12 protein-coding genes and 1 pseudogene are annotated in these 21,600 nt (G+C 44.2%); 10 read left to right on the top strand and 3 right to left on the bottom strand.

The annotated features are described in order from the left end of the window. Positions 1 to 345 precede the first annotated feature (345 nt). Together VME0621_RS01945 and ygjK are read left to right on the top strand one after the other, a co-directional pair. Positions 346 to 828, top strand: a complete 483-nt coding sequence (locus tag VME0621_RS01945; protein WP_062458992.1) for a tetratricopeptide repeat protein — start codon at positions 346 to 348, stop codon at positions 826 to 828. A 417-nt stretch (positions 829 to 1,245) separates the two neighbouring features. Further along, positions 1,246 to 4,047, top strand: a complete 2,802-nt coding sequence (gene ygjK / locus VME0621_RS01940; RefSeq protein WP_062458989.1) for an alpha-glucosidase — start codon at positions 1,246 to 1,248, stop codon at positions 4,045 to 4,047. Positions 4,048 to 4,308: 261 nt separating this feature from the next. Here ygjK and yqeB read toward each other — a convergent pair whose 3' ends face one another. Together yqeB and yqeC are read right to left on the bottom strand one after the other, a co-directional pair. After that, positions 4,309 to 5,898 carry a selenium-dependent molybdenum cofactor biosynthesis protein YqeB gene (gene yqeB / locus VME0621_RS01935; RefSeq protein WP_062458986.1) on the bottom strand — a complete coding sequence of 530 codons (1,590 nt, stop codon included), beginning with the start codon at positions 5,896 to 5,898 and terminating at the stop codon, positions 4,309 to 4,311. A gap of 22 nt (positions 5,899 to 5,920) precedes the next feature. Then, positions 5,921 to 6,724, bottom strand: coding sequence for a selenium cofactor biosynthesis protein YqeC (gene yqeC / locus VME0621_RS01930; protein WP_157769574.1), 804 nt, complete (start codon positions 6,722 to 6,724; stop codon positions 5,921 to 5,923). A gap of 57 nt (positions 6,725 to 6,781) precedes the next feature. On the opposite strand from yqeC, the gene VME0621_RS01925 reads away from it, so the two are divergent. From VME0621_RS01925 to ssnA, 8 genes and pseudogenes are all read left to right on the top strand, one after another. Further along, positions 6,782 to 7,375 (top strand): NTP transferase domain-containing protein, encoded by a 594-nt coding sequence (locus tag VME0621_RS01925; RefSeq protein WP_062458980.1) that lies wholly within the window; start codon positions 6,782 to 6,784, stop codon positions 7,373 to 7,375. 294 nt (positions 7,376 to 7,669) lie between these two features. Beyond that, positions 7,670 to 8,467, top strand: coding sequence for a molybdopterin-dependent oxidoreductase FAD-binding subunit (gene ygfM, locus VME0621_RS01920; protein ID WP_062458978.1), 798 nt, complete (start codon positions 7,670 to 7,672; stop codon positions 8,465 to 8,467). Continuing rightward, the gene (locus VME0621_RS01915; protein ID WP_062458975.1) at positions 8,467 to 11,337 is read left to right on the top strand and encodes a molybdopterin-dependent oxidoreductase Mo/Fe-S-binding subunit; all 2,871 of its coding nucleotides are present in this window, start codon (positions 8,467 to 8,469) and stop codon (positions 11,335 to 11,337) included. Before ygfM ends, VME0621_RS01915 begins: the two co-directional genes overlap by 1 nt. 118 nt (positions 11,338 to 11,455) lie before the next feature. Continuing rightward, a complete protein-coding gene (guaD, locus tag VME0621_RS01910) occupies positions 11,456 to 12,772 on the top strand; it encodes a guanine deaminase (RefSeq protein ID WP_038223055.1) in 1,317 nt (438 codons plus the stop codon). A gap of 116 nt (positions 12,773 to 12,888) precedes the next feature. Then, positions 12,889 to 14,247 carry an NCS2 family permease gene (locus tag VME0621_RS01905; RefSeq protein ID WP_062459333.1) on the top strand — a complete coding sequence of 453 codons (1,359 nt, stop codon included), beginning with the start codon at positions 12,889 to 12,891 and terminating at the stop codon, positions 14,245 to 14,247. Between the two features lie 105 nt (positions 14,248 to 14,352). Continuing rightward, positions 14,353 to 14,832: pseudogene (locus VME0621_RS01900) on the top strand (MarR family winged helix-turn-helix transcriptional regulator); the annotation flags it as partial. Positions 14,833 to 15,243: 411 nt separating this feature from the next. Next, positions 15,244 to 18,360, top strand: coding sequence for a putative selenate reductase subunit YgfK (ygfK, locus tag VME0621_RS01895; protein ID WP_006074760.1), 3,117 nt, complete (start codon positions 15,244 to 15,246; stop codon positions 18,358 to 18,360). A gap of 15 nt (positions 18,361 to 18,375) precedes the next feature. Further along, positions 18,376 to 19,704, top strand: coding sequence for a putative aminohydrolase SsnA (gene ssnA / locus VME0621_RS01890; RefSeq protein WP_006074759.1), 1,329 nt, complete (start codon positions 18,376 to 18,378; stop codon positions 19,702 to 19,704). Positions 19,705 to 19,778: 74 nt separating this feature from the next. On the opposite strand, the gene VME0621_RS01885 is transcribed toward ssnA, so the two are convergent. Beyond that, positions 19,779 to 21,344, bottom strand: coding sequence for an arylsulfatase (locus VME0621_RS01885; RefSeq protein WP_062458969.1), 1,566 nt, complete (start codon positions 21,342 to 21,344; stop codon positions 19,779 to 19,781). Positions 21,345 to 21,600 lie beyond the last annotated feature (256 nt).

Below are 21,600 nucleotides of genomic sequence, written 5' to 3'. Positions count from 1 at the left end.
TTAATTTATCTTATCTACATTACGTTAAATTGAAATGTTCTAATGAGATCTCAAGGAAGGTTAGGTCATGGAGCTCTATAGCGACTATCAGACGTGCCCATTTCTCTGCCGCCATTGTAATCAACAAACGCCACATTTGTTGATCTATAGCCCCAACTCAGAATTAAAACGTCAGCGAAAAGCTGCCAATGATTCGACACCTAACACGTTGTTTGGATTACTTATCAGTCTGTTTTCGAGTCGCGAAATCGAAATAGTCGACTATCCTGATGATGAACAACTGTATCGATGCGACAGATGCGGTAAGGCTGAAGTACATAAAAGATAAGGACTCGTTATTCCCCTATGAACACCGTCATTTCAGAAGCCATAGCGCTTCGCAAAGCCGGAAAGCATCAAGACTCTCGTCAACTCCTCGAAACATTACTTGTTGACCCACTGTACGCTGCATCTGCGCATTTACAGATTGCATGGTCATACGACAATGAAGGCAAAGAAAAATCCGCGATTCCACACTATAAATCGGCATTACTTGGCAAGTTAGCGGATCAAGAGCGTTTTGACACACTGTTTGGCTTAGCTTGCACCTACAGAAGCTTAGGGGAATATGTTGAGGCGTTGCATTACTTTGAACAAACTATGTCTGAATACCCAAAAGCAGAAGAAGTCCAGCCATTTTATGCAATGTGCTTGTACAACTTAGGACGGCACAAAGAGGCTGTTCAGTTGCTATTGAATCTCTTGTTATCGACAACCAACAGTGAAGCTATAAAGGAATATAAACGAGCAATCTCTTTATATTCAGATGATCTTGATAGAACTTGGTAAAAAACAAGCGTAATTGATTGAAAGTTTCTATCGAAGCTGTGAAAGGGAATATGATATTTATTCCAAATTTAACGATTATTACTTACCATTCTGTTATTAGTGAATGGCGCATATTTAGTATATTTGTTGGCCTGAAAATATAAATTATCATATTGTTCGTAAATAGCTTAATATTATTTCGGTATTTATATAAATATTGGTTTGTTTCATATTCATTTGGCAAATAATACTATTTAAATTGTCAAGTAATGTAGTGCAACGAAAGTAATCTTTCCCCATAACCACAAATTTTCCTTCGACATTTATTGAGTGAATAACGCTAGTGCGTACTATTCATCCCACATCCCCTGCGTAGAGATTTGTTCTGCAAATCTCAATTAATAATAGTGATAAATATCACAATATATGGATTGAAAGATGAAAAAGACTATCTTGGCTATTCTTGTAGGTTCGGTTATCTCCCTCTCTGGTTGCAACAGTTCGAGTTCAGATTCGACAGAAACACTACCTTCAACAGACGTAAGCAATTTTGTTAACGTATTAGATAGAGTAGGTAATCCGGATCGAATGAAAGACCGTGATGCGCAAAGTAACTTAACTTATAACGCATTTACAGACTTAGGCGCGTGGCATGGTCATTTATTACCAAGCGATGATTCTGCGATAGGTTCTGCTGGTGGTATTATGATTGTTGACCAGGAGTACTCTAGTTATATAGCTAATGAAAACTTTGACAAACTTACTCTAATTGACGCAGATAACAATCAAGAAATAAATTTACTATCTGCGGAGGTTAAGGCTTTTTCTACACCAGACGCGTTACATCAAGTTATCGAAAATAATGAATTTAAGATTGAGATGACGACACGTTTTGGTACTAATCGTTCATCTATTATTGAAACCAAAATCAGCAACAAGTCAGAGCAAGTGCGTAATCTTAAGCTTGTTTGGACGGGGGGTTTCCTAAGAGACTTTAGTACCGTAGGGGATGATGTCGCCGCTAATACGGTTTATAAGGCGCTTACTGGCGAAAACGGTGGTGTTGCACTGACGTTTAATAAGGCAGCGTCTTGGTCGGGCTTAAAGAGTGAAGAAGGGGCTGAGTTTTTTGTGACTCGCTCAATCGATAATGCGACAACTACAGTGACCGACTATGACTATCGCTCTGAAGGCTCGGTTACTATTAACGCGAATGGCAATACTACTTTTTATAATGCGTACTCTTATGTACACAACCCGACAGAAGCTATTAGCGAAGCGAGTGCGGTGAGCACGTTGTTGCAGCAAGGTGCAACAGCAATGAGCACAGCTAAGGCTCGCTGGAATGAATATTTAAAACATGGTTTGGCCAACGACTCCGCGACTAAAGCAGAAAGTAATGTTGCAGTGAAAGCCATGATGACACTCAACGGGAACTGGCGCTCACCGGCGGGTATTGTTCAGCACGGGACCGTCACGCCATCGGTAACGGCTATCTGGTTCTCTGGTAACAACACTTGGCCTTGGGATACATGGAAACACGCGTATGCGATGGCTCACTTTAATCCAGATGTGGCAATGGAGAACATTCGTACTGTGTTCCAGTTCCAAGTGAAAGATGATGACCCAATCAGACCGCAAGACGCGGGCTATTTGTTGGATGTTGTAAACTACTCGCTACCACAAGATCGAATTGACTCTGGTTACTACGACGACAAATACGACATTCCTTCTGCGGCACAAAACGATGCGTCAATGAACTGGAATGAGCGCAATACTAAGCCTTCGCTAGCGGCTTGGGCTGTAATGGAAATCTACCACTCTCTTATCAAAGAATTTGACCGTGCTAATGATGCTCAAGCGTGGATTGATGAAATGTATCCAAAGTTGGTGGCGTATCATGATTGGTGGTTATCAAACCGTGACCACAACTCGAACGGAGTTCCAGAGTATGGTGCGGCTGTTGATCCTTCGCACAACACCGATGATGGACATATGTACATTGAAGTGTGGACAGAGCTAGGTGATGATCTAAAAGCTCTCGTAGGTGCTGAGAACGTGAAAGAGATTGATAGCAACGGCACATCGAAGGAGTATCAAGTCATCGGTGTGGACTCGTATAACTTGGTTCTGGATAACTACGAAGAGCTGGCTATCACTGGATACAAAAATGGTTCACAAACAGCAACGTCATGGGAATCCGGTATGGATGATGCCGCTCGTTTTGGCTTTATCTATGATTTAGCGAAAACCAACTCTCGTGATTGGATCACAACAGTATCTGCAGCAACGGAATACGATCAGTTAGGTCGTTATGCTCAGCAGCACTATAACTTCGACAACACGATTACTGGTTCGTCAGAAAACTGGGCCTACAGTGACGTTTCTGATGAAAACATGGCGAAATTGCGTGATGCACGTAAAGACTGGCAGGTACGTTTTGGTGAGAACCACGATAGCAACACCAATCTAGTTGGCTTCTCTATGTTGCAAGAGTCGGTAGACCAAGCGTCTTACATGTACAGTGACAATAAGTATTTATCTGAAATGGCTGGCTTAGTCTCTGACGGCGTTGAAGGGAAAGGCCGTGGACAAGAGTTTGTGGAGCATGCAGAGTTTATTAAAGATTACATCAACACTTGTATGTTTGATTCTGCTACCTCGTTCTACTACGACATTCGACTTGTTGACAAAGATGGTAAGAGTTTCTTAGATTCATCAGGAAATCCAGTACCTGGGGCTGATTTGAAGCGAGTGGATACGCCTTATCAAGGCAAAAATGTTTACTGTGCGGGTGTCGTACTAACTGAGCGCGGTCAGGCTCCAGACGGTTGGTCGCCATTGTTTAACGGAGCGGCGACTCAAGCGAACGCGGACAAGGTCATGGATGTCATGCTTGATGCGAGTAAGTTTGATAGTTCTACAGAATATCAAGGTGAAGGGGTGTCATTAGGGACGGCAAGTCGTGATAACCCAGCTTACGGAGCTGATATCTATTGGCGTGGGCGAGTATGGTTGGATCAATTCTATTTCGGCCTTCAAGCTCTTGAGAAGTATGGACGCCATAATGATGCGGTACGTATCGCTGAAGACCTGTTCCAAAACGGTGAAGGCTTTGGTAGCGACGGCGCAATTCGTGAAAACTACAACCCAGAAACAGGTGCGGTTCAAGGTGCCAGCAACTTCAGTTGGTCAGCAGCCCATACTTACATGATGTACCGTAACTTCTACGGAAAGTAGGTGAGTTAGCTCTGTAAGTTCTAATAAAAGAAAACGCCTGATGAGACCATCAGGCGTTGTTTGTTGAAATGTAGTGATATCAAAAACCTTCGTCATTTCCTTGAAAAAGGAAATCTCCGCTAGCGCATCGTAAACTCAATTTACTTAACGTGCTCACCACGTTTGGTTTTCTACGCGTTGTAGAAGGTCCTCATTTTCATGAGGATGACGGACGTAAGCCATTAAGGCGTCGTTATGTGGGTGATGGGTTATTAATACCCACTACCGACCACTTAAACACAACATTGCCTCAAGAACACCGCCTGCAACCGCACGAGCTTTATCAGAAATCGTGCAGTGATCAACGCTTTCACCACGCGGATCAACATCGCCCACCTTAAAGCCTTGATGAACACTCAATCCGTTGTTTAGTAAGCCTCTCACTTTACCGCTCAATGGCGCGTAGACGACCATGTCATCGACTTTCGCGATAGGTTGTCCTTCTTCAACCAAATCGCCAAGTTTTACTTCCGCAGTAAAGATACCTACGCCAGGCGCTCTAATCACCCGTTGCTCTGTATAACCTAGAATGCTACCTGGTATACCTGAATTAGGCTGACATGGACCCTCGTAAATTACTCGACCGAGTTGATGTCCACGATTGGTTTCTATCGCTGCGTGACAGTCTTCACCAGCGGTAAAGCCAGGGCCTAAAGCAATGGTGACTGGTGCCATTCCTTTGTGTGTGCCAAGGTTCTTTTTCGCTAGAATGGCATCAACGACAAAATCAGGCTTGATGGCCTCGGCGAGTTTTCCTGTTTCGTCTACAAACACAGGAATCTTGCCTTTCTCTAACAATCGGCAGGCTTTATCAAAAGACTGAACTTTTTCTGCCGTAATGCCTTCTACCGTGACAGGTTTGCCGTAAAGGCATTGGCCGAATGAAACCGTGCAGCGAATCATTGTTGGCTTTTCAATATCACTCATGACTACTTTAAAGCCTGAATTGTGCAATCTCGCAGCGACTCCAGTTGCGATATCACCCGCACCGCGTACTAGCACCAGTTTTTGATTAAAGCTACCAACGCTTTCTTTCAATTTGGCCCCTGAAGCGCCATTTTTCGCATTAAGTACTTCAGCCAAAATACTGATGGCGATTTCTTCAGGCGTTTCAGCGCCAATATCAAAGCCGATAGGAGAGTGGATATGATCAATTTCTTCTTGGCTGGTGCCTAATTCGCGTAAGCCTTGGAATAGTGTTTGTACTTTTCTGCGGCTGGCCATTAAACCCGTATACGTGGTCTTTTTCTGGGCGATTGCGTTGATAGCGTCTTGATCTTGGTGGTTGGTGGCGATAATCACGTAGCTATCTGGTGTGATATCAAGAGAGTCAATGGCACTGAGCATAGTGTCGCCTAGTACTCGATGAGTGCCTTTGGGGAAATGCTCCTCCGCTAAGCTGCCCTCATAAGCATCGACAACAGTAATATCGAATCCTAATGGAGCGGCGGCTTGGGCAACGGCTCTGTTTACATGACCAGCCCCAATTAAGTAAAGGCGGGGGCGAGAGCCATAGACATCAATTGAAAGCGTCATTGCACCGCCACAATCCATTCCCATAGCTTCAGGGCCGGTACGCGTCATTCGTCCAGTAACGACTCGAGGTTTGTTTTCATTTATTGCTTCAATAGCTTGCTCGATCACGTAGCGCTCGATCATGCCACCACCAATCGTGCCATGAATTTGTCCGCTTTGTTCTACGAGCATGGTTCCAGTATGACGAGGAGAAGAGCCTTTTGTTTCAATGATATTGGCAAACGCAAATGGTGTATTGGTTTGCTCTAACTGTGCTGCCTTGGCGAAAATGTTCATCCAAACTACCTCTGTGTAAATGCTATAGAGTCCGATTGAAAATGTGGTGGATTGGGTTATCTGCCGTCATTTGTGTTATTGCAAGTTGAGCGAGCTGGGGTTCTTCATCAAATATCTGCTTGGCCAATTCAGTCAGTTGTACTTTATCGCTGGCTAAATCGAACCTATTGATGACCCATATTTTTTGTTGTTGCTCACTGCATCCTTTAAACAGACCTTGGTCGCTATTCACCAATGCTTGAATTTGATTTTTCCCGACGACTGACCCTTCGTTGCATTTCGTTAACATACTGAATTCATTCCAACGATGAATGGCTTCAGGATTAGCCGGGTTAAGTATCGGATCTGCACCAGTGACACCAATTACCACATCACTATGGTTAGGAATGCAAGGCTCGTGCCTAGCAGGTGCCTTAAGAGGAAGTCGGTGTGAACCATCTGCTTCGATGATAAAAACAGAGTAAAGTTGCTGACGTTTTAGGGATTCAATCTGTTCGTTAGATAGGCCACGAACTTTCACTTTTTCATCGTTGTCGCTTGGAGATAAACGTTCACTATAAACAAAAGCAATACCCGTTGATGGTAATGGTGAATGGGAGGCAAAGTCCGTGACTTGATTTAGCTCTGGCGCATTAGGAAAGTACATCTTGGTGGTTGTCGTGACACATACTTTGTGGCCAAGTTGCTGGTATTCATTAGCAAGCCGATACAAGAGTTGTGTCTTTCCTCCGCCACCCACTAAGGAAATAGTTATTGGTTCACGGGCACTGATGGTTGCTGAAATTAATGAATGTGCAAACTCGGAAAAAGAATTATTTGACGACATTGGCATATTTACCCAATCCAATAGATTAAAATACAAAAAACTCAATTCGAATTTCGTATGATAAAAAATAAAAATAACATTGACTGTGTCATTCCAGCAGCCGGATTATCATCTCGAATGGGATGCTGGAAATTAACTCTACCTTATAAAGACAATACGATCTTAGAGCAAAGTATCACAAATGCGTTGTCATTCTGTACTCGTGTAATTTTAGTGGTTGGGCATAGAGAAGACGAGTTGATTGAGCGGTTTCAAGACAACACAAAGGTCACCATTGTACGAAACCAACATTACCGCTCAGGCATGTATTCTTCACTTCAATTAGGCATTAATGAGGTCGACACAGAGTTCTTCTATATCAGCCATGGTGATATGCCTTGTATCGAAAAAGAAATTTATAAAACTCTTTGGGAACATAAGGTTACTGGCACGTTGTTCCCGGGTGAACCACACGCAACAGGCCACCCTGTGTTGATACATACGGCAAGCTTTAAGGCTCAACGAGACCAAGGAAACTTTGATTCGATGAAGTCGATTCTCAAGCTAGGAGAGATGGCATACCTTAGACTTTGCGACCCAACTATTCATTTAGATGTAGATACTCCCGAAGCCTACCAAAAACTGCTTAAGTTAACGCAATCAAAGTATTAACTATCAACTTGATAAAATAGTATCGAAAGTATCAATTTGATATTCATCTATCACCTAATAATGAATAATTAATTTGTTAATTGATGGTTAAAATCAATGACAATAAATAACACTTGGCTAGTCTGTACAGTTTAATTTGATATTGAAAATCACGATCTATATCGCAAATTCTTTCAATATTAGACCGAGCTCACGAATACTAAATAACAAAGTAAGCATTGGCTCAAATGTTGCCTTTTACCTAGTAACAGTTTTTCTGTAATTCAATCTAATCAATGCTAAAAGGCGAAGAATATGAATATTAAATACCTCACGCCGGACACAGTGAGTGCAGCGTTGGAGCTTAAAGCTAACCATGGAAGTCAAGCGGTGTGGTTTGCCGGAGGATCTAAGTTAAACGCAGCACCGACTCGCAGTGATGCAGGTGTTTTTGTCGCAATCGACAAACTGGGTTTGGACTATATCAAACTAGATGGTAACACCCTCACTTTGGGCGCTATGAGCCGAATTCAAGATCTTGTCGATAGTGAGTTAGTCCCAAGCAACATTAAACAAGCTGCGGGCTTCATCTATTCAAGACATCTAAGAAATCAATCAACGATTGGTGGTGAAATAGCTGCGAATCAATGTGAAGCTCCGCTAGTTCCTGTCCTGATGGCTCTCAATGCTTTAGTTCGCTTCGCGGATGACAAGCAGGTTGAATTGGAAGCTTACATTCAGCAACCAAGTGATGAGCTTATTAAAGAGATCGTCATTCCTGACATCACGCTTGCTGCACTAAGCAAACGAGTAGCAAGAAGCGCTGATGGCCTACGCGTTATTAATGCGTCGGTGTCTGTAGATAAGCAAGGCAAACAGATTGTTGCTATGGAAGGGGTCGCGACTCGTTTTGACGAAATCGCTAAGCCAGTAAGACTGCGCGATGTTGAAGGTCTGACATTTAGTGGTGATGAGCTAGAGCAAGCCATTAAGAATTCAATTCACGCCGTGGAGGATATTTGTGGTAGCGCTGAGTACAAAACTTACCTAAGTGCCATCGTGATCTCTGACCTACTAATTGAATGCCGTGAAATGGCGAAGGGGGTAGCGTAATGTCTATTCAATTTAATCTTAATGGCCGACCTGAAACGGCTCATTGCGCACCAGAAACCAACGTTCAAACACTATTGCATTCTATGGGACTGCATTCGGTCCGAAATAGTGATGATGGTTGGGGGTTCGCGGGCTCAGATGTTGTGTTGTTCAACGGTAAACTTGTCAACGCATCACTGCTTATTGCAGCTCAATTGGAAGGTGGTGAAGTCAAAACGGCCGAAGCACTGTCTTCTTGGAATCAACTCAGTTTAGTTCAACAAGCGATGATCGATGTTGGTGTTGTTCAATCGGGATATAACGACCCAGCATTGGCATTGCTGTTGACTGATTTACTAGAGCGTATTCAACAACCTACACGCGAAGAAATAGACGATGCACTATCGGGTTTGTTTAGCCGTGATGCTGGTTATCAGCAATTCTATGAAGTTGTTGAGTTGGCGGTGAAACGCCAAGCTGATCCTCAATACACCGAGATGTTTGCGCCAGAGTTTAGAGATGACTTGGATGTAGTTGGTAAGAACTGTCCAAAACTCGACTCTGCGAAAATGGTTCAGGCTAAGCCTTGTTATGTAGAAGATCGCATTCCTGCTAATGCTTGTGTCATCAAAATGCTGCGCAGCCCACATGCTCATGCTTGGATCACGCATCTAGACGTATCTAAAGCAGAAGCCTTACCGGGTGTAGTGAGTGTCATCACTCACCTTAACTGCCCTGATATTCCTTATACGCCGGGTGGTCAAAGTGCGCCAGAGCCTTCACCGCTTGATAGACGTATGTTCGGTCAAAAAATGCGTCACGTTGGTGACCGTGTTGCTGCTGTTGTTGCCGAGTCTGTAGACATAGCTAACGAAGCGCTGAAACTGATCGATGTTGAGTACGAAGTACTCAAGCCTGTCATGAGTATCGACGAAGCGCGCGCTCCAGATGCACCAATTGTTCATAACGAGCCAATTGAATATGGAGTAGGGGCACCAGACGATCTAGAGCTACAAAATGCCAACGCTGATCCTCGCGAAGGCAAACTGATTGTGAATTTCCCAATTGGCTGTGAGCCAAGAAAGAACATCGCAGCGGGCGTTCGTGGACACATTGGTGATCTAGACAAAGGTTTTGCGGAAGCGGATGTTATTTTAGAGCGTACTTATGAGTCGAAGCAGGTACAGCAACTACCAGTCGAAACGCATATCTGTTACAGCTACATGGATGGCGATCGCGTCATCATGCACGACTCTACACAAGTGCCTTGGCACGTACGTCGCCAAGTCGCCAAAATCCTTAATGTGAAACAGAACAAAGTTCACATCGTCAAAGAGCGTGTTGGTGGTGGCTACGGCTCAAAACAAGACATCCTTCTTGAAGACGTTTGTGCTTGGGCAACCTATACCACGGGTCGTCCAGTGTATTTCCACCATACTCGCGAAGAAGAGTTTATTTGTAACTCCACTCGCCACGTAGCGAAAGTGACCGTGAAACTTGGGGCAACCAAAGACGGTAAGCTCACCGCTATTGATATGGAATTCCTCGCGAACACTGGCCCTTATGGTAACCACGCATTAACGGTACCATCAAATGGTCCTGCCTTGTCACTACCGCTTTACCCTTGTGACAACGTCGATTTCCGAGTCACTACGTACTATTCAAATATCTGTCCAACAGGTGCTTATCAAGGTTATGGTGCGCCGAAAGGTAACTACGCATTGACGATGGCGATGGCGGAACTTGCGGAAGAGCTAGGTATTGACCATCTCGATATGATTGAGAAAAACCGAGTCGTTGAAGGCCAAGAGCTTAAGATTCTTGGTGCTATCGGCGAAGGTAAAATGCCTACCACCACTCCTAAGGTACACAGTTGTGCGTTAGAAGCAATTCTTCGTGAAGGTCGTAAGCTCATCGAATGGGATTCACCAAAAGATCATCAAGGTGATTGGAAAGTGGGTCGAGGTGTAGCGATCATTCAACAGAAATCAGGAATTCCTGATATCGACCAAGCGAACTGCAGCATCAAGATGGCCTCCGATGGTACTTTCATCGTTCATTCAGGTGGCGCAGACATCGGTACAGGTCTTGATACAGTGATCGCTAAATTAACTGCTGAAGTTCTTAAGTGTCCACTGGAAGATATTACGATTCATTCTGGTGACACTGACCATGCACCTTTCGATAAAGGCGCGTATGCCTCTTCTGGCACTTGCTTCTCAGGTAATGCAGCAAAACGCGCTGCAGAAGCGATGCGTGAGAAAATCTTGAAGTACGGTGCGGAAATGCTTGAAGAGTCGGTTGAAAATGTACAAATCGTCGCACCTGGCTTGGTAAAAGGGCCTGCTGGTGAAGTAACTTTCTTCGACATCGCGCATAAAGCAGAAAGCGGAACGGGTTGGGGACAACTGTTGGCTTCAGGATGCTTCACTACTGCTGAGTTCGCTTTCCCTTACGGGGCAAACTTTGCAGAAGTTGCCGTCAATACTAGAACCGGTGAAATCCGACTTGATAAGTTCCATGCATTGCTCGATTGCGGTACTCCAGTGAATCCAGATTTGGCACTTGGTCAAATCTACGGTGCGAGTATGCGCGCTATCGGTCACAGCTTGTTTGAAGAGCTTATTTACGACGACAACGGTGTGCCAGTCAACACCGATCTTAAGAGCTATGGTGCGCCGAAGATTGGTGACATTCCAAAAGATTTCAAAGCGGTGTTGGTGCCAAGTGATGATCCTGTTGGACCATACGGTGCGAAATCTATCTCTGAAATTGGTGTAAACGGTGCAGCGCCTGCCATTGCAACAGCAATTCATGACGCTTGTGGCGTATGGCTACGTGAGTGGCACTTTACACCAGAGAAAATCCTCAAAGGTCTCAATAAATTATAACAAACAGTGCGGCAGCGGAGACCAAAAAACGCTGCCGCACATTTATTCCAAATAACGGGAAGCAATGCCTCTGTTAGTGAGCAAAGTAGTGAATAGGGGCGTTAAGGTCGAGGTAATTATGCAATATACCCAATCAATTAAGGCTATTAGGGCTTCAATACTTGATATCACAAAAGTAGTTGATAAGCCTGAAGATATCGAACAGCACGTACGTTTTATTGAAGATGGACTTCTTCTTGTTGACCAAGGTCGTATCGAGTGGGTCGGCGAGTGGGAAGAAGGCAAAGATAAGGTCCCAGATTCAGTACGTATTCGTTTTTATCCAGGCAAAATTGTCATGCCAGGATTTATTGATACCCATATTCATTACCCACAAGCAGAAATGGTTGGCGCGTATGGTGAACAGCTACTTGAATGGCTGAACAACTATACGTTCCCAACAGAAGCGCGCTATAAAGACAGAGACTACTCCAAGGAGATGTCTAAGTTCTTTATTAAGCAGTTGCTTCGAAATGGTACGACAACAGGCATGGTATTCGGAACGGTTCATCCAGAGTCCGTAGATGCACTGTTCTCTGAAGCAAACAAACTCAATATGAGAATCGTCGCGGGTAAGGTCATGATGGACCGCAACGCGCCAGATTACTTACTAGACACACCGGAGACAAGTTACAACCAAACAAAAACACTGATTGAGAAATGGCATAAAAAGGACCGTCTGCTTTACGCGATTACCCCAAGATTTGCACCCACTTCCACACCGGAACAGTTGGAAATGGCGCATAAGTTAAGAGAGGAATACCCAGATACGTATATTCATACGCATTTGTCAGAAAACACGAACGAAATTGCTTGGGTTAAAGAACTTTTCCCTGAACAAGACGGTTATTTAGATGTTTATCACCACTATGGCCTGACTGGATCAAAGAGTGTATTCGCACATTGTGTTCATCTAGAGGATCAAGAGTGGGACTGCATACAAGAAACGGATTCAGCTATCGCGTTTTGTCCAACTTCCAACCTGTATTTAGGCAGCGGCCTATTCAAAATGCAGGAGGCGTGGAAACGAAACGTGAAAGTAGGTATCGGGACGGATATCGGCGCAGGAACCACTTTTAATATGATGCAAACGTTAAACGAGGCATACAAAGTTGCTCAATTGCAGCAGCAGAAGCTCTCGGCGTTTGAGGCATTATATTTGGCGACATTAGGTGGAGCGAAAGCACTCTCTCTAGACCACCTATTGGGCAACTTTGAGGTTGGCAAAGAAGCTGACTTTGTTGTGATTGATCCTTGTGCGACACCGCTCCAGCAACTTCGATACGACAACTCTTCTGAACTTATTGAAAAACTGTTTGTGCTCATGACCCTCGGCGACGATAGAAGTATTTATCGTACCTACGTTGACGGGTGTTTGGTTTATGAGCGCAGCTGATTTTATGGCAAATATAGCAAATACAGCAGATGCATTGGTCTCAATACAAGGGATGACCAAGACTTAATGAAAAGGAATATAACATGTCCGAAAATATCTCAAATCAGCAAAGTACGATGGAGATTGCTGAAGATAAACCCACGTCAACCAACAATAGTTGGGTCGACAATTACTTCTTAATCTCACAACGTGGTAGTAATTTTAGGCAAGAGTTAATTGCCGGACTTACTACCTTCTTAGCCATGGTTTACTCAGTGATCGTAGTACCAAGTATGCTTGGTGTTGCTGGGTTCGACCAAGGCTCCGTCTTTATCGCCACCTGTTTGGTTGCGGCATTTGGTTCACTGCTCATGGGCTTTTGGGCTAACTTGCCGATGGCTATTGGTTGTGCGATATCCCTAACCGCCTTTACCGCTTTCAGCTTGGTGCTCGGGCAAGGAATATCTATACCTGTTGCGCTGGGAGCGGTCTTTTTAATGGGTGTGGTCTTTACTGCGATTACCGTTACAGGGGTAAGGCAGTGGATCCTAACAAACCTACCTTTTGGTATTGCGCACGGCACGGGTATTGGTATCGGTTTGTTCTTGCTACTTATCGCAGCGAATGGTGTTGGACTTGTGGTGAAAAACCCAGTGGAAGGTCTACCTGTTAGCTTGGGTGAGTTTACGTCGTTCCCAGTTATCATGTCAGTACTTGGCTTAGCCGCGATTTTCGGCTTAGAGAAGCGTCGTGTTCCTGGCGGTATTTTACTGGTTATTGTTGCGATTTCTGTGCTAGGTCTGATGTTTGACCCAAGCGTTAAATTCCAAGGTGTATTCGCCATGCCATCGTTTGGTTCAGGTGAAAGCTCACTTCTTGGTTCAATGGACATTATGGGGGCATTAAGTCCACTTGTTCTACCAAGTGTATTAGCCTTGGTTATGACGGCAATTTTCGATGCGACTGGTACGATTCGTGCGGTAGCGGGACAAGCTAACCTACTCGATAAAGATGGCAATATTATCAACGGTGGTAAAGCACTGACGTCTGACTCAGTCAGTAGTATTTTCTCTGGTTTTGTTGGTGGTGCGCCAGCAGCGGTTTATATCGAATCTGCGGCAGGTACTGCAGCGGGTGGTAAAACAGGTCTGACTGCCGTTGTGGTAGGTGGTTTGTTCCTATTGCTACTGTTCCTTGCTCCACTTAGCTACCTTGTTCCAGCTTACGCGACAGCGCCTGCACTGATGTATGTGGGTCTATTGATGATGAGCAATGTTAGCAAGCTAAAACTTGATGACTCTGTTGATGCGTTATCTGGTCTTGTTTGTGCGGTATTCATCGTACTAACCGGTAACATCGTGACAGGTATCATGCTTGGTTTCCTAACGCTAGTATGTGGCCGCGTGGTATCAGGCGAGTGGAAAAAACTTAATGTTGGTACTGTGTTGATTACTATCGTATTGGTGGTGTTCTACGCGGGCGGTTGGGCGATTTAAGACGCATGTCGATAAGCTCGATGAACGTGATTATAAGTAGATAAAAGCAAGGGCACCTCGAATTACTTTCTTGGTGCCCTTATTGTTGGTTGGAAGGGGATTAATATGGACCTGATGGATTGTATTGCTGAACTGTGGAAACACGAGCGACCGGAGCTAGATACAGAGCCAATGGTTCTTATTGGGCGATTAATGCGAGTGAGTAAATGTGTGGAACAAGAACTCGCGAGTCTATGCCGTCAATACAGTTTGAAAACCGGAGAGTTTGATGTACTGGCTTCACTGCTGCGCTCTTCTGCACCTTATCGTTTAACTCCCAGTGAACTTACGCAGTCTTTAATGCTGACATCAGGCGCAATGACTCATCGCCTTGACCGTTTGGAGAGTAAAAAGCTGATTGCCAGATACCATTCGAACTGTGATAGACGTTGTGTTGTGGTTCAACTTACGCAAACAGGATATGACATCGCTAACGCTCTGATTGATGCTCACGTTGATAAACAAAAGCAGTTGGTGTCCGGTCTTTCTTTGGAACAACGACAACAAACCACAGCTCAATTGAAAGTGTGGTTGGAGCATGTAGAGAAGGGCGGTTATACGGAACCTCAACAGGACGAGAATGTACTTCAACGGCAGCGCAAAGCGAAAGCTATCGATATACCTAACCAGTCAGAAGTCGTATTAGAAAGCTAAACATTTAGCAGACAATTATTGTGAGAATAATAAGCTATCAATATGATAGCTTTTTTATTGTTATGATAGATGTAATTAACAAAACACTCGAGCTGACTATCATAAAAAACTGTATTAAATAAGATTACACTTTAATCAAATTAATAACTATTCTCAATAACCTTTATTATCAGACCTCTGTCACGAAATAGCAGTTAAAATGTCTTCATGTTAAGTAATTAGACAACCTTGGCTTAGTGATTGCTCTTATCTCATTAATTCATTTACACAGAAGTACAAGCGAATTAATAAAGGAGTGTTACCATGGGAGATATCATGCGCCCAATTCCATTCACCGAGCTGCTTGAACGCATGTTTGGTGAGTATCATCAAAGCAAATCGATTTTCGGCATCCCAGAAAAGCAGTTCTATAAAAAACAGACAAACCAACACCTTGCGGTATGGGGTGAAAACTGCGAAACCCCTGTAGGGCCTGCCGCTGGACCTCATACTCAATTAGCTCAGAACATAGTTACGTCTTGGCTTGCTGGTGGTCGCTTCATGGAGCTTAAGACTGTTCAGAAGTTAGACCGTCTTGAAATTGCTAAACCATGTATTGATGCAGAAGATGAGTGTTTTAATACGGAATGGTCAACCGAGTTTACGTTACACAAAGCGTATGACGAATATTTGAAAGCATGGTTTGCGCTGCATCTACTAGAATCAGTATTTGATAGTAAAGCGGCGAAGCAAGCGAAATCATTTATTTTTAACATGAGTGTTGGCTATGATTTAGATGGTATTTTGACCGAGCCAATGCAAGAGTATATTGATAATATGCTCGATTCTTCAAAGCATCCAAAATTTGCACAATATTCAACAGAGTTAAAAGACTTTATTGCCAATAATAAACTGTTGAATAGCAAAACATCAGAAACTGAACTGCAACAATTATTCGAAATGGTAGATGATATCCCAGTTAGTTTGACTGAAGGGGTAACACTATCAACCATGCACGGTTGCCCACCAAACGAAATCGAAGCGATTTGTCGTTATATGTTGGAAGACAAGGGTATCAATACCTTCGTTAAATTAAACCCTACGCTGCTAGGTTATGACCGTGTTCGCAGCATTCTTGATCAAACGGGTTTTGACTATATCTCCCTTAGCAAAGAAGCGTTCTCTCACGACTTGCAACTGCAAGATGCCAAGGCCATGCTTCATCGTCTAGTTAAGCTTGGTAAAGATAAGAACATCGGCTTTGGTGTCAAACTGACCAACACTCTTGGTACATTGAACAATAAAGGCCGTCTTCCTGACAAAGAAATGTACATGTCTGGCCGCGCATTGTTCCCGCTATCTATCAATGTGGCGTTGGAATTGTCTCGCGAATTTAATGGCACGTTACCAATCTCTTATTCTGGTGGTGCAAGCAAGTTTAACATCAGAGAGATCTTTGAAACTGGTATTCGCCCAATCACTATGGCGACAGACCTGCTCAAACCAGGTGGCTACTTGCGCCTTGCTGACTGTGCCAAAGAACTTGAAGTGAGCACTGATTGGGCAATGCGTGGTGTTAACCTAGAGCGTTTGGAAAAACTGGCCGAGAAGTCTTTGTGCGCTGAATACACGCAAAAAGAGTGGCGTGGTCCAGAAGAAATTACTGTCGAACAACCAGTGCCACTAACGGATTGTTATGTCGCACCTTGTGTAACAGCGTGTCCTATCAGCCAAGATATCCCTGAATACCTACGCCTAATGGGTCAGCACAAGTATACCGAAGCGTTGGAAGTCATTTACGCTCGAAACGCTCTGCCTTCCATCACAGGTCATATTTGTGATCACCAATGCCAATACAACTGTACTCGTCGCGATTACGAAGGTGCATTGAACATTCGTGAAATGAAAAAAATTGCGCTGGATAAAGGTTGGGATGGCTACCAGTCTAAATGGCATCATCCAAATCTGGATACAACCAAACAGCCAGTCGCGGTTATTGGAGCAGGTCCTGCGGGTCTATCAGCGGCGTACTTCATTGCTCGAGCTGGCCACCCTGTGAAAATCTTCGAGAAAGAAGAGAGCGCAGGTGGTGTGGTGAAACACATTATTCCTCAATTTCGAATTCCTGAGAAAGCCATTAGACATGACATTGAGTTTGTTGAAGCTCATGGTGTGGAATTTGAGTATGGCGCGAATCCAGATATCACTATCGACCAACTGAAAGAGCAGGGCTATCAGTACATCTGTCTGGGTATCGGTGCAGATAAAGGTAACCCTATCAAGTTAGCGGGTGACAATAACAACATTTACAAGTCTCTAGACTTCTTACGTCGCTACAACGATGGCGAAGCGTTAGCGCTTGGTGACCATGTGGTAGTAGTTGGGGCAGGTAATACCGCGATGGATAGTGCGCGCGCCGCGCTTAAAGTCAAAGGTGTTGAGAAAGTAACAGTACTTTATCGCCGTACTGAAGCTGAAATGCCAGCATACAAAGAAGAGTATGACGAAGCGGTCGAAGATGGCGTGAACTTCAAGTTCTTAACCAATCCAGAAGAGTTCCATCAAGATGGCACTATCGTAGCGCGTGTCATGACATTGGGTGAGCCTGATGAGAAAGGCCGTAGACGTCCAGTAGCAACCGATGAAACTATTTCACTCAAGGCCAGCGCAGTCATTACAGCGGTAGGTGAGCAAGCGAACCGTGATGTGTTAACGCGTATCGGTGTACCAATGGGTGACGACGGTTGGCCAGCAGTCAACAATGACACTTGTGAGACTCAGGTCGAAAACGTGTTCTTGTTAGGTGATGCGCAAACTGGTCCATCATCGATTGTTTCGGCAATTTCTGGTGGTCGTAAAGCGGCGTCGGCAATTATCGAACGTGAACTTCAATCTGAAACGTTAGCTCAAGTTGAGTCTTCAGTGACGGCAGCGGAAGTGTATCGTAAGAAGGGCGAAATCAAAGTTGCACTGCTTGAAGCGAACAAGCTTGAAGAAAATGACCGCAATGAGTTTGTTAAGCAAGAAGCAGAGCGTTGCTTAGAGTGTTCTTATGTGTGTAGTAAGTGTGTGGATGTTTGTCCGAACCGAGCCAACATGTCACTGCCGATTCCTGGCTTCAAAGACCAGTATCAAACGCTCCACCTTGATGCTTACTGTAACGAGTGTGGCAACTGTGCTCAGTTCTGCCCTTGGGACAGCAAACCATACAAAGACAAATTTACGTTGTTCAGTCTGAAAGAAGACTTTGATTCAAGCACTAACCCAGGTTTCTTGGTTCAAGGCGATGAACTGTTGCTAAGAGCTAAAGGGGAAGTCGCAACGTATCCAATTAATCAAAATGGTCAAATCGAGTTGCCAGAAACGTTAGCTGATGAAGCCACTATTATTCAGTACGTTCTATCGAACCACAAATACTTGCTTGGCGCTGTAGAAGTGTAAAAGGAGAATAGAATTATGTTGATAATTAAGAACGCAACAGCAGTACAGATGGAACCTGCCTTTATTAAGGAAGGGATTGATATTGCGATTGAAAACGACCTTATCATAGAAGTCGGTGAGTCTCTTAGTGCCAAGTATCCAAACGCTGAAGTGAAGGACTTTACTGGTAAGTTAGTAATGCCGGGCATTGTCTGTTCTCACAACCACTTCTATTCTGGATTGGCTCGCGGCATCATGGCGGACATTAAACCAAGTCCAGATTTTATCTCCATCCTGAAGAACCTATGGTGGCGAATGGACCGTGCGTTGGATGAAGAAGCTTTGTACTACAGCGGTTTGATTTGTTCATTAGAAGCCATTCGTCATGGCTGTACATCGGTTATCGACCATCACGCCTCACCGAACTACATTGAAGGGTCACTGGCGACGCTTCGTAAAGGCTTCTTAAAAGCTGGCCTTCGCGGTATGACCTGTTTTGAGACGACTGACCGTAACGGCGGCGTTGAAGAAATGGCGGCAGGTGTAGAAGAGAATATTCGCTTCGCACAACTTGTGGATGCAGAAAAAGAGCGAGGTGTTGAGCCTTATCTGGTTGAAGCTCATATCGGCGCTCATGCTCCATTTACCGTGTCGAATGAAGGTATGGCAATGCTGTCGGAAGCGGTAAAAGCGACTGGGCGTGGCTTACATATTCACGTTGCAGAAGACCGTTACGATGTGACTCATAGTCATCATCATTACGACCAAGATATTGTTGAGCGTCTCGATAGCTTTGGCTTAATCGATAGCAAAACACTGCTTGCTCATGGTTTATTCTTGTCCGAGAAGGACATTAATATCTTGAACAAACACGATGGTTTCTTGGTTCATAATGCACGTTCGAATATGAACAACAATGTAGGTTATAACCATCAGTTACGTCAGTTCAAAAATGTCGCGATTGGTACCGATGGCATTGGTGCGGATATGTTCGAAGAGCTTAAATTTGCGTTCTTCAAGCATCGTGATGCTGGTGGTCAAATGTGGCCTGATAGCTTTATGCGCCATCTCTGGAACGGCAACGAGATTCTTGGTCGTAACTTTGGTGCTAAGTTTGGTCGTTTGGAAGCAGGATATAAAGCGGATCTAACGATTCTTGATTACACCTCACCAACACCTTTGGTTGCTGATAACTTGCCGGGTCACTTTGCATTCGCACTCAATGCGAGCAACGTAAACAGTGTGATGGTGGAGGGTAAGTTCTCTTATCTAAACCGTGAGTTCCCATTCGACGTTGAGCCTATCTATAAAGAGGCGAGGGAAGTCGCAGCTCGTTTATGGAAAGACATGGACAATCTTGATTAACCCTTTCATTTGATTGACCAATAATAAAAAGACCAGCATAAGCTGGTCTTTTTTATGAAGAGAATCTGAGGTGATTACTTCATTTGTTGTACTTGTTTTTGAAGCTGGTCAAGTTGCTTCATTTTGCCTTGAAGACCTAGAGACTGGTAGTCAATCGAAGCAGGGTTCATCATCTGGCCTTGCTGCATTGGGTAGTTAGGCAGAGTTTGGAAGAATTCGCCAAGTACGTCTTGAATTGGAACGAATAGCCACATGTTGTCTGCCATCCAACGTAGGTACATGCCAGATTCGTGTGGTGCTTTCTCAAATGGGTCAGCACGTAGGTGAATGATCTTCGGCCAGTTAGGAGAGAAACGTACCGCGTCAGTGATGTTACCTTCTAACGTTGCGAAGTGTAGTTTCCAATCATTCCAACGAACCGCATTCAATTCGCCGTTTGCTGTGAAGTAAAGTAGAGACTCACGAGGTGCTTTGTCAGTTTTACCTTCAAAGAATGGCTTGAAGTTGTAGCCATCAATATGTACGCGCCAGTCTTTACCGTTTGCTTTGTAGCCTTTAGCTAACTTTTCTTTCACATCAGGAACACCTGCTGCAGCAAGAAGCGTTGGTAGCCAGTCTTGGTGAGCCATCATTTCGTTGATCTTAGTACCTGGTTCAATTACGCCAGGCCAACGGACAAGTTGAGGAACGCGCATACCGCCTTCCCAAGTTGTGCCTTTTTCACCGTGGAATGGTGTCGCACCGCCATCAGGCCAGCTTACTGTTTCAGCACCGTTATCAGTAGAGTAGATAACAATCGTGTTGTCAGCGATGTTTAGTTCGTCAAGTTTGTCTAGCAGAATACCAACTTGGTCATCGTGCTCTAACATGCCATCCGCATAGATAGAGATACCAGATTTACCTTGATACTTCTCTTGTAGACGAGTCCAAACGTGCATACGTGTGGTGTTGTGCCAGATGAAGAATGGTTTATCAGCTTTCACTGCCTTTTCCATAAACGCCAGAGACGTTTCTAGGAACTCTTCATCAGCATGCTCCATACGCTTACGTGTCATAGGACCAGTATCTTCGATTTTGCCATCAGCAAAAGACTTGATTACACCACGAGGGCCATAGTTCTTGCGGAACTCTGGATCTTTAGGGTAGTAGTAAGTTTCTGGTTCTTCTTCAGCGTTAAGGTGATAAAGGTTACCAAAAAACTCATCGAAACCGTGGTTAGTTGGCAAGTGTTGGTCTTGGTCACCTAAATGGTTTTTACCAAACTGAGCCGTCATGTAGCCTTGCTCTTTGAGTAGATCAGCTGTGGTTGGAGCCCAGTCTGGTATACCGTGTGTTGAACCAGGCATACCGATCGTTAGTAGACCAGTACGGAAAGGTTCTTGACCGGTAATGAAGGCAGCGCGACCCGCTGTACAAGATTGCTGACCGTAATGGTCAGTGAAAAGTGCACCTTCGTTAGCAATACGGTCGATATTTGGAGTTTGGTACCCCATCATGCCTTGGTTATATGCGCTGATGTTCCAATAACCAACATCGTCACCGAAAATCGCAAGGATATTCGGTTTATCTGCCGCAACTGCAACTGAAGATGTAGCAATAAGCCCAACGCCCATTGCAATCTTACTTAAGTGGTTTGCCATTCTAGACTCCATCGTCTTTTACTCATTGATTTTGCAGTAACACCCAGTGAGGTGTTTATTTGCCTCGCACTCTATTTGAGGTCAGAGATGGTGTCGTCTTATAAACACTATAAAAAAAAGTTATAACTGGTAAATATTCTTATCTAAATCATAAGGTTGAGTTCTAATAGAGTAGTCACTTACAACTTTAGTGCTATGTGAGATTAATCAAAAATCTGGCGAATGTTTATTGATCTATTAATAGTGAAAATTGCCT

This window comes from Vibrio mediterranei (genome assembly GCF_900088415.1).
Classification (GTDB): domain Bacteria; phylum Pseudomonadota; class Gammaproteobacteria; order Enterobacterales; family Vibrionaceae; genus Vibrio; species Vibrio mediterranei.
Note: the sequence above shows the minus strand (reverse complement) of the source record. Positions and strands in the feature narration are given on the sequence as shown.

What these genes read in the sequence shown, in the direction of transcription:
- yqeC (WP_157769574.1), bottom strand. Translation starts at nt 6,724, where the DNA reads ATGTCGTCAAATAATTCTTTTTCCGAGTTTGCACATTCATTAATTTCA.
- VME0621_RS01925 (WP_062458980.1), top strand. Translation starts at nt 6,782, where the DNA reads ATGATAAAAAATAAAAATAACATTGACTGTGTCATTCCAGCAGCCGGA.
- ygfM (WP_062458978.1), top strand. Translation starts at nt 7,670, where the DNA reads ATGAATATTAAATACCTCACGCCGGACACAGTGAGTGCAGCGTTGGAG.
- VME0621_RS01915 (WP_062458975.1), top strand. Translation starts at nt 8,467, where the DNA reads ATGTCTATTCAATTTAATCTTAATGGCCGACCTGAAACGGCTCATTGC.
- VME0621_RS01885 (WP_062458969.1), bottom strand. Translation starts at nt 21,344, where the DNA reads ATGGCAAACCACTTAAGTAAGATTGCAATGGGCGTTGGGCTTATTGCT.
- yqeB (WP_062458986.1), bottom strand. Translation starts at nt 5,898, where the DNA reads ATGAACATTTTCGCCAAGGCAGCACAGTTAGAGCAAACCAATACACCA.
- ssnA (WP_006074759.1), top strand. Translation starts at nt 18,376, where the DNA reads ATGTTGATAATTAAGAACGCAACAGCAGTACAGATGGAACCTGCCTTT.
- guaD (WP_038223055.1), top strand. Translation starts at nt 11,456, where the DNA reads ATGCAATATACCCAATCAATTAAGGCTATTAGGGCTTCAATACTTGAT.
- ygjK (WP_062458989.1), top strand. Translation starts at nt 1,246, where the DNA reads ATGAAAAAGACTATCTTGGCTATTCTTGTAGGTTCGGTTATCTCCCTC.
- VME0621_RS01905 (WP_062459333.1), top strand. Translation starts at nt 12,889, where the DNA reads ATGGAGATTGCTGAAGATAAACCCACGTCAACCAACAATAGTTGGGTC.
- ygfK (WP_006074760.1), top strand. Translation starts at nt 15,244, where the DNA reads ATGGGAGATATCATGCGCCCAATTCCATTCACCGAGCTGCTTGAACGC.
- VME0621_RS01945 (WP_062458992.1), top strand. Translation starts at nt 346, where the DNA reads ATGAACACCGTCATTTCAGAAGCCATAGCGCTTCGCAAAGCCGGAAAG.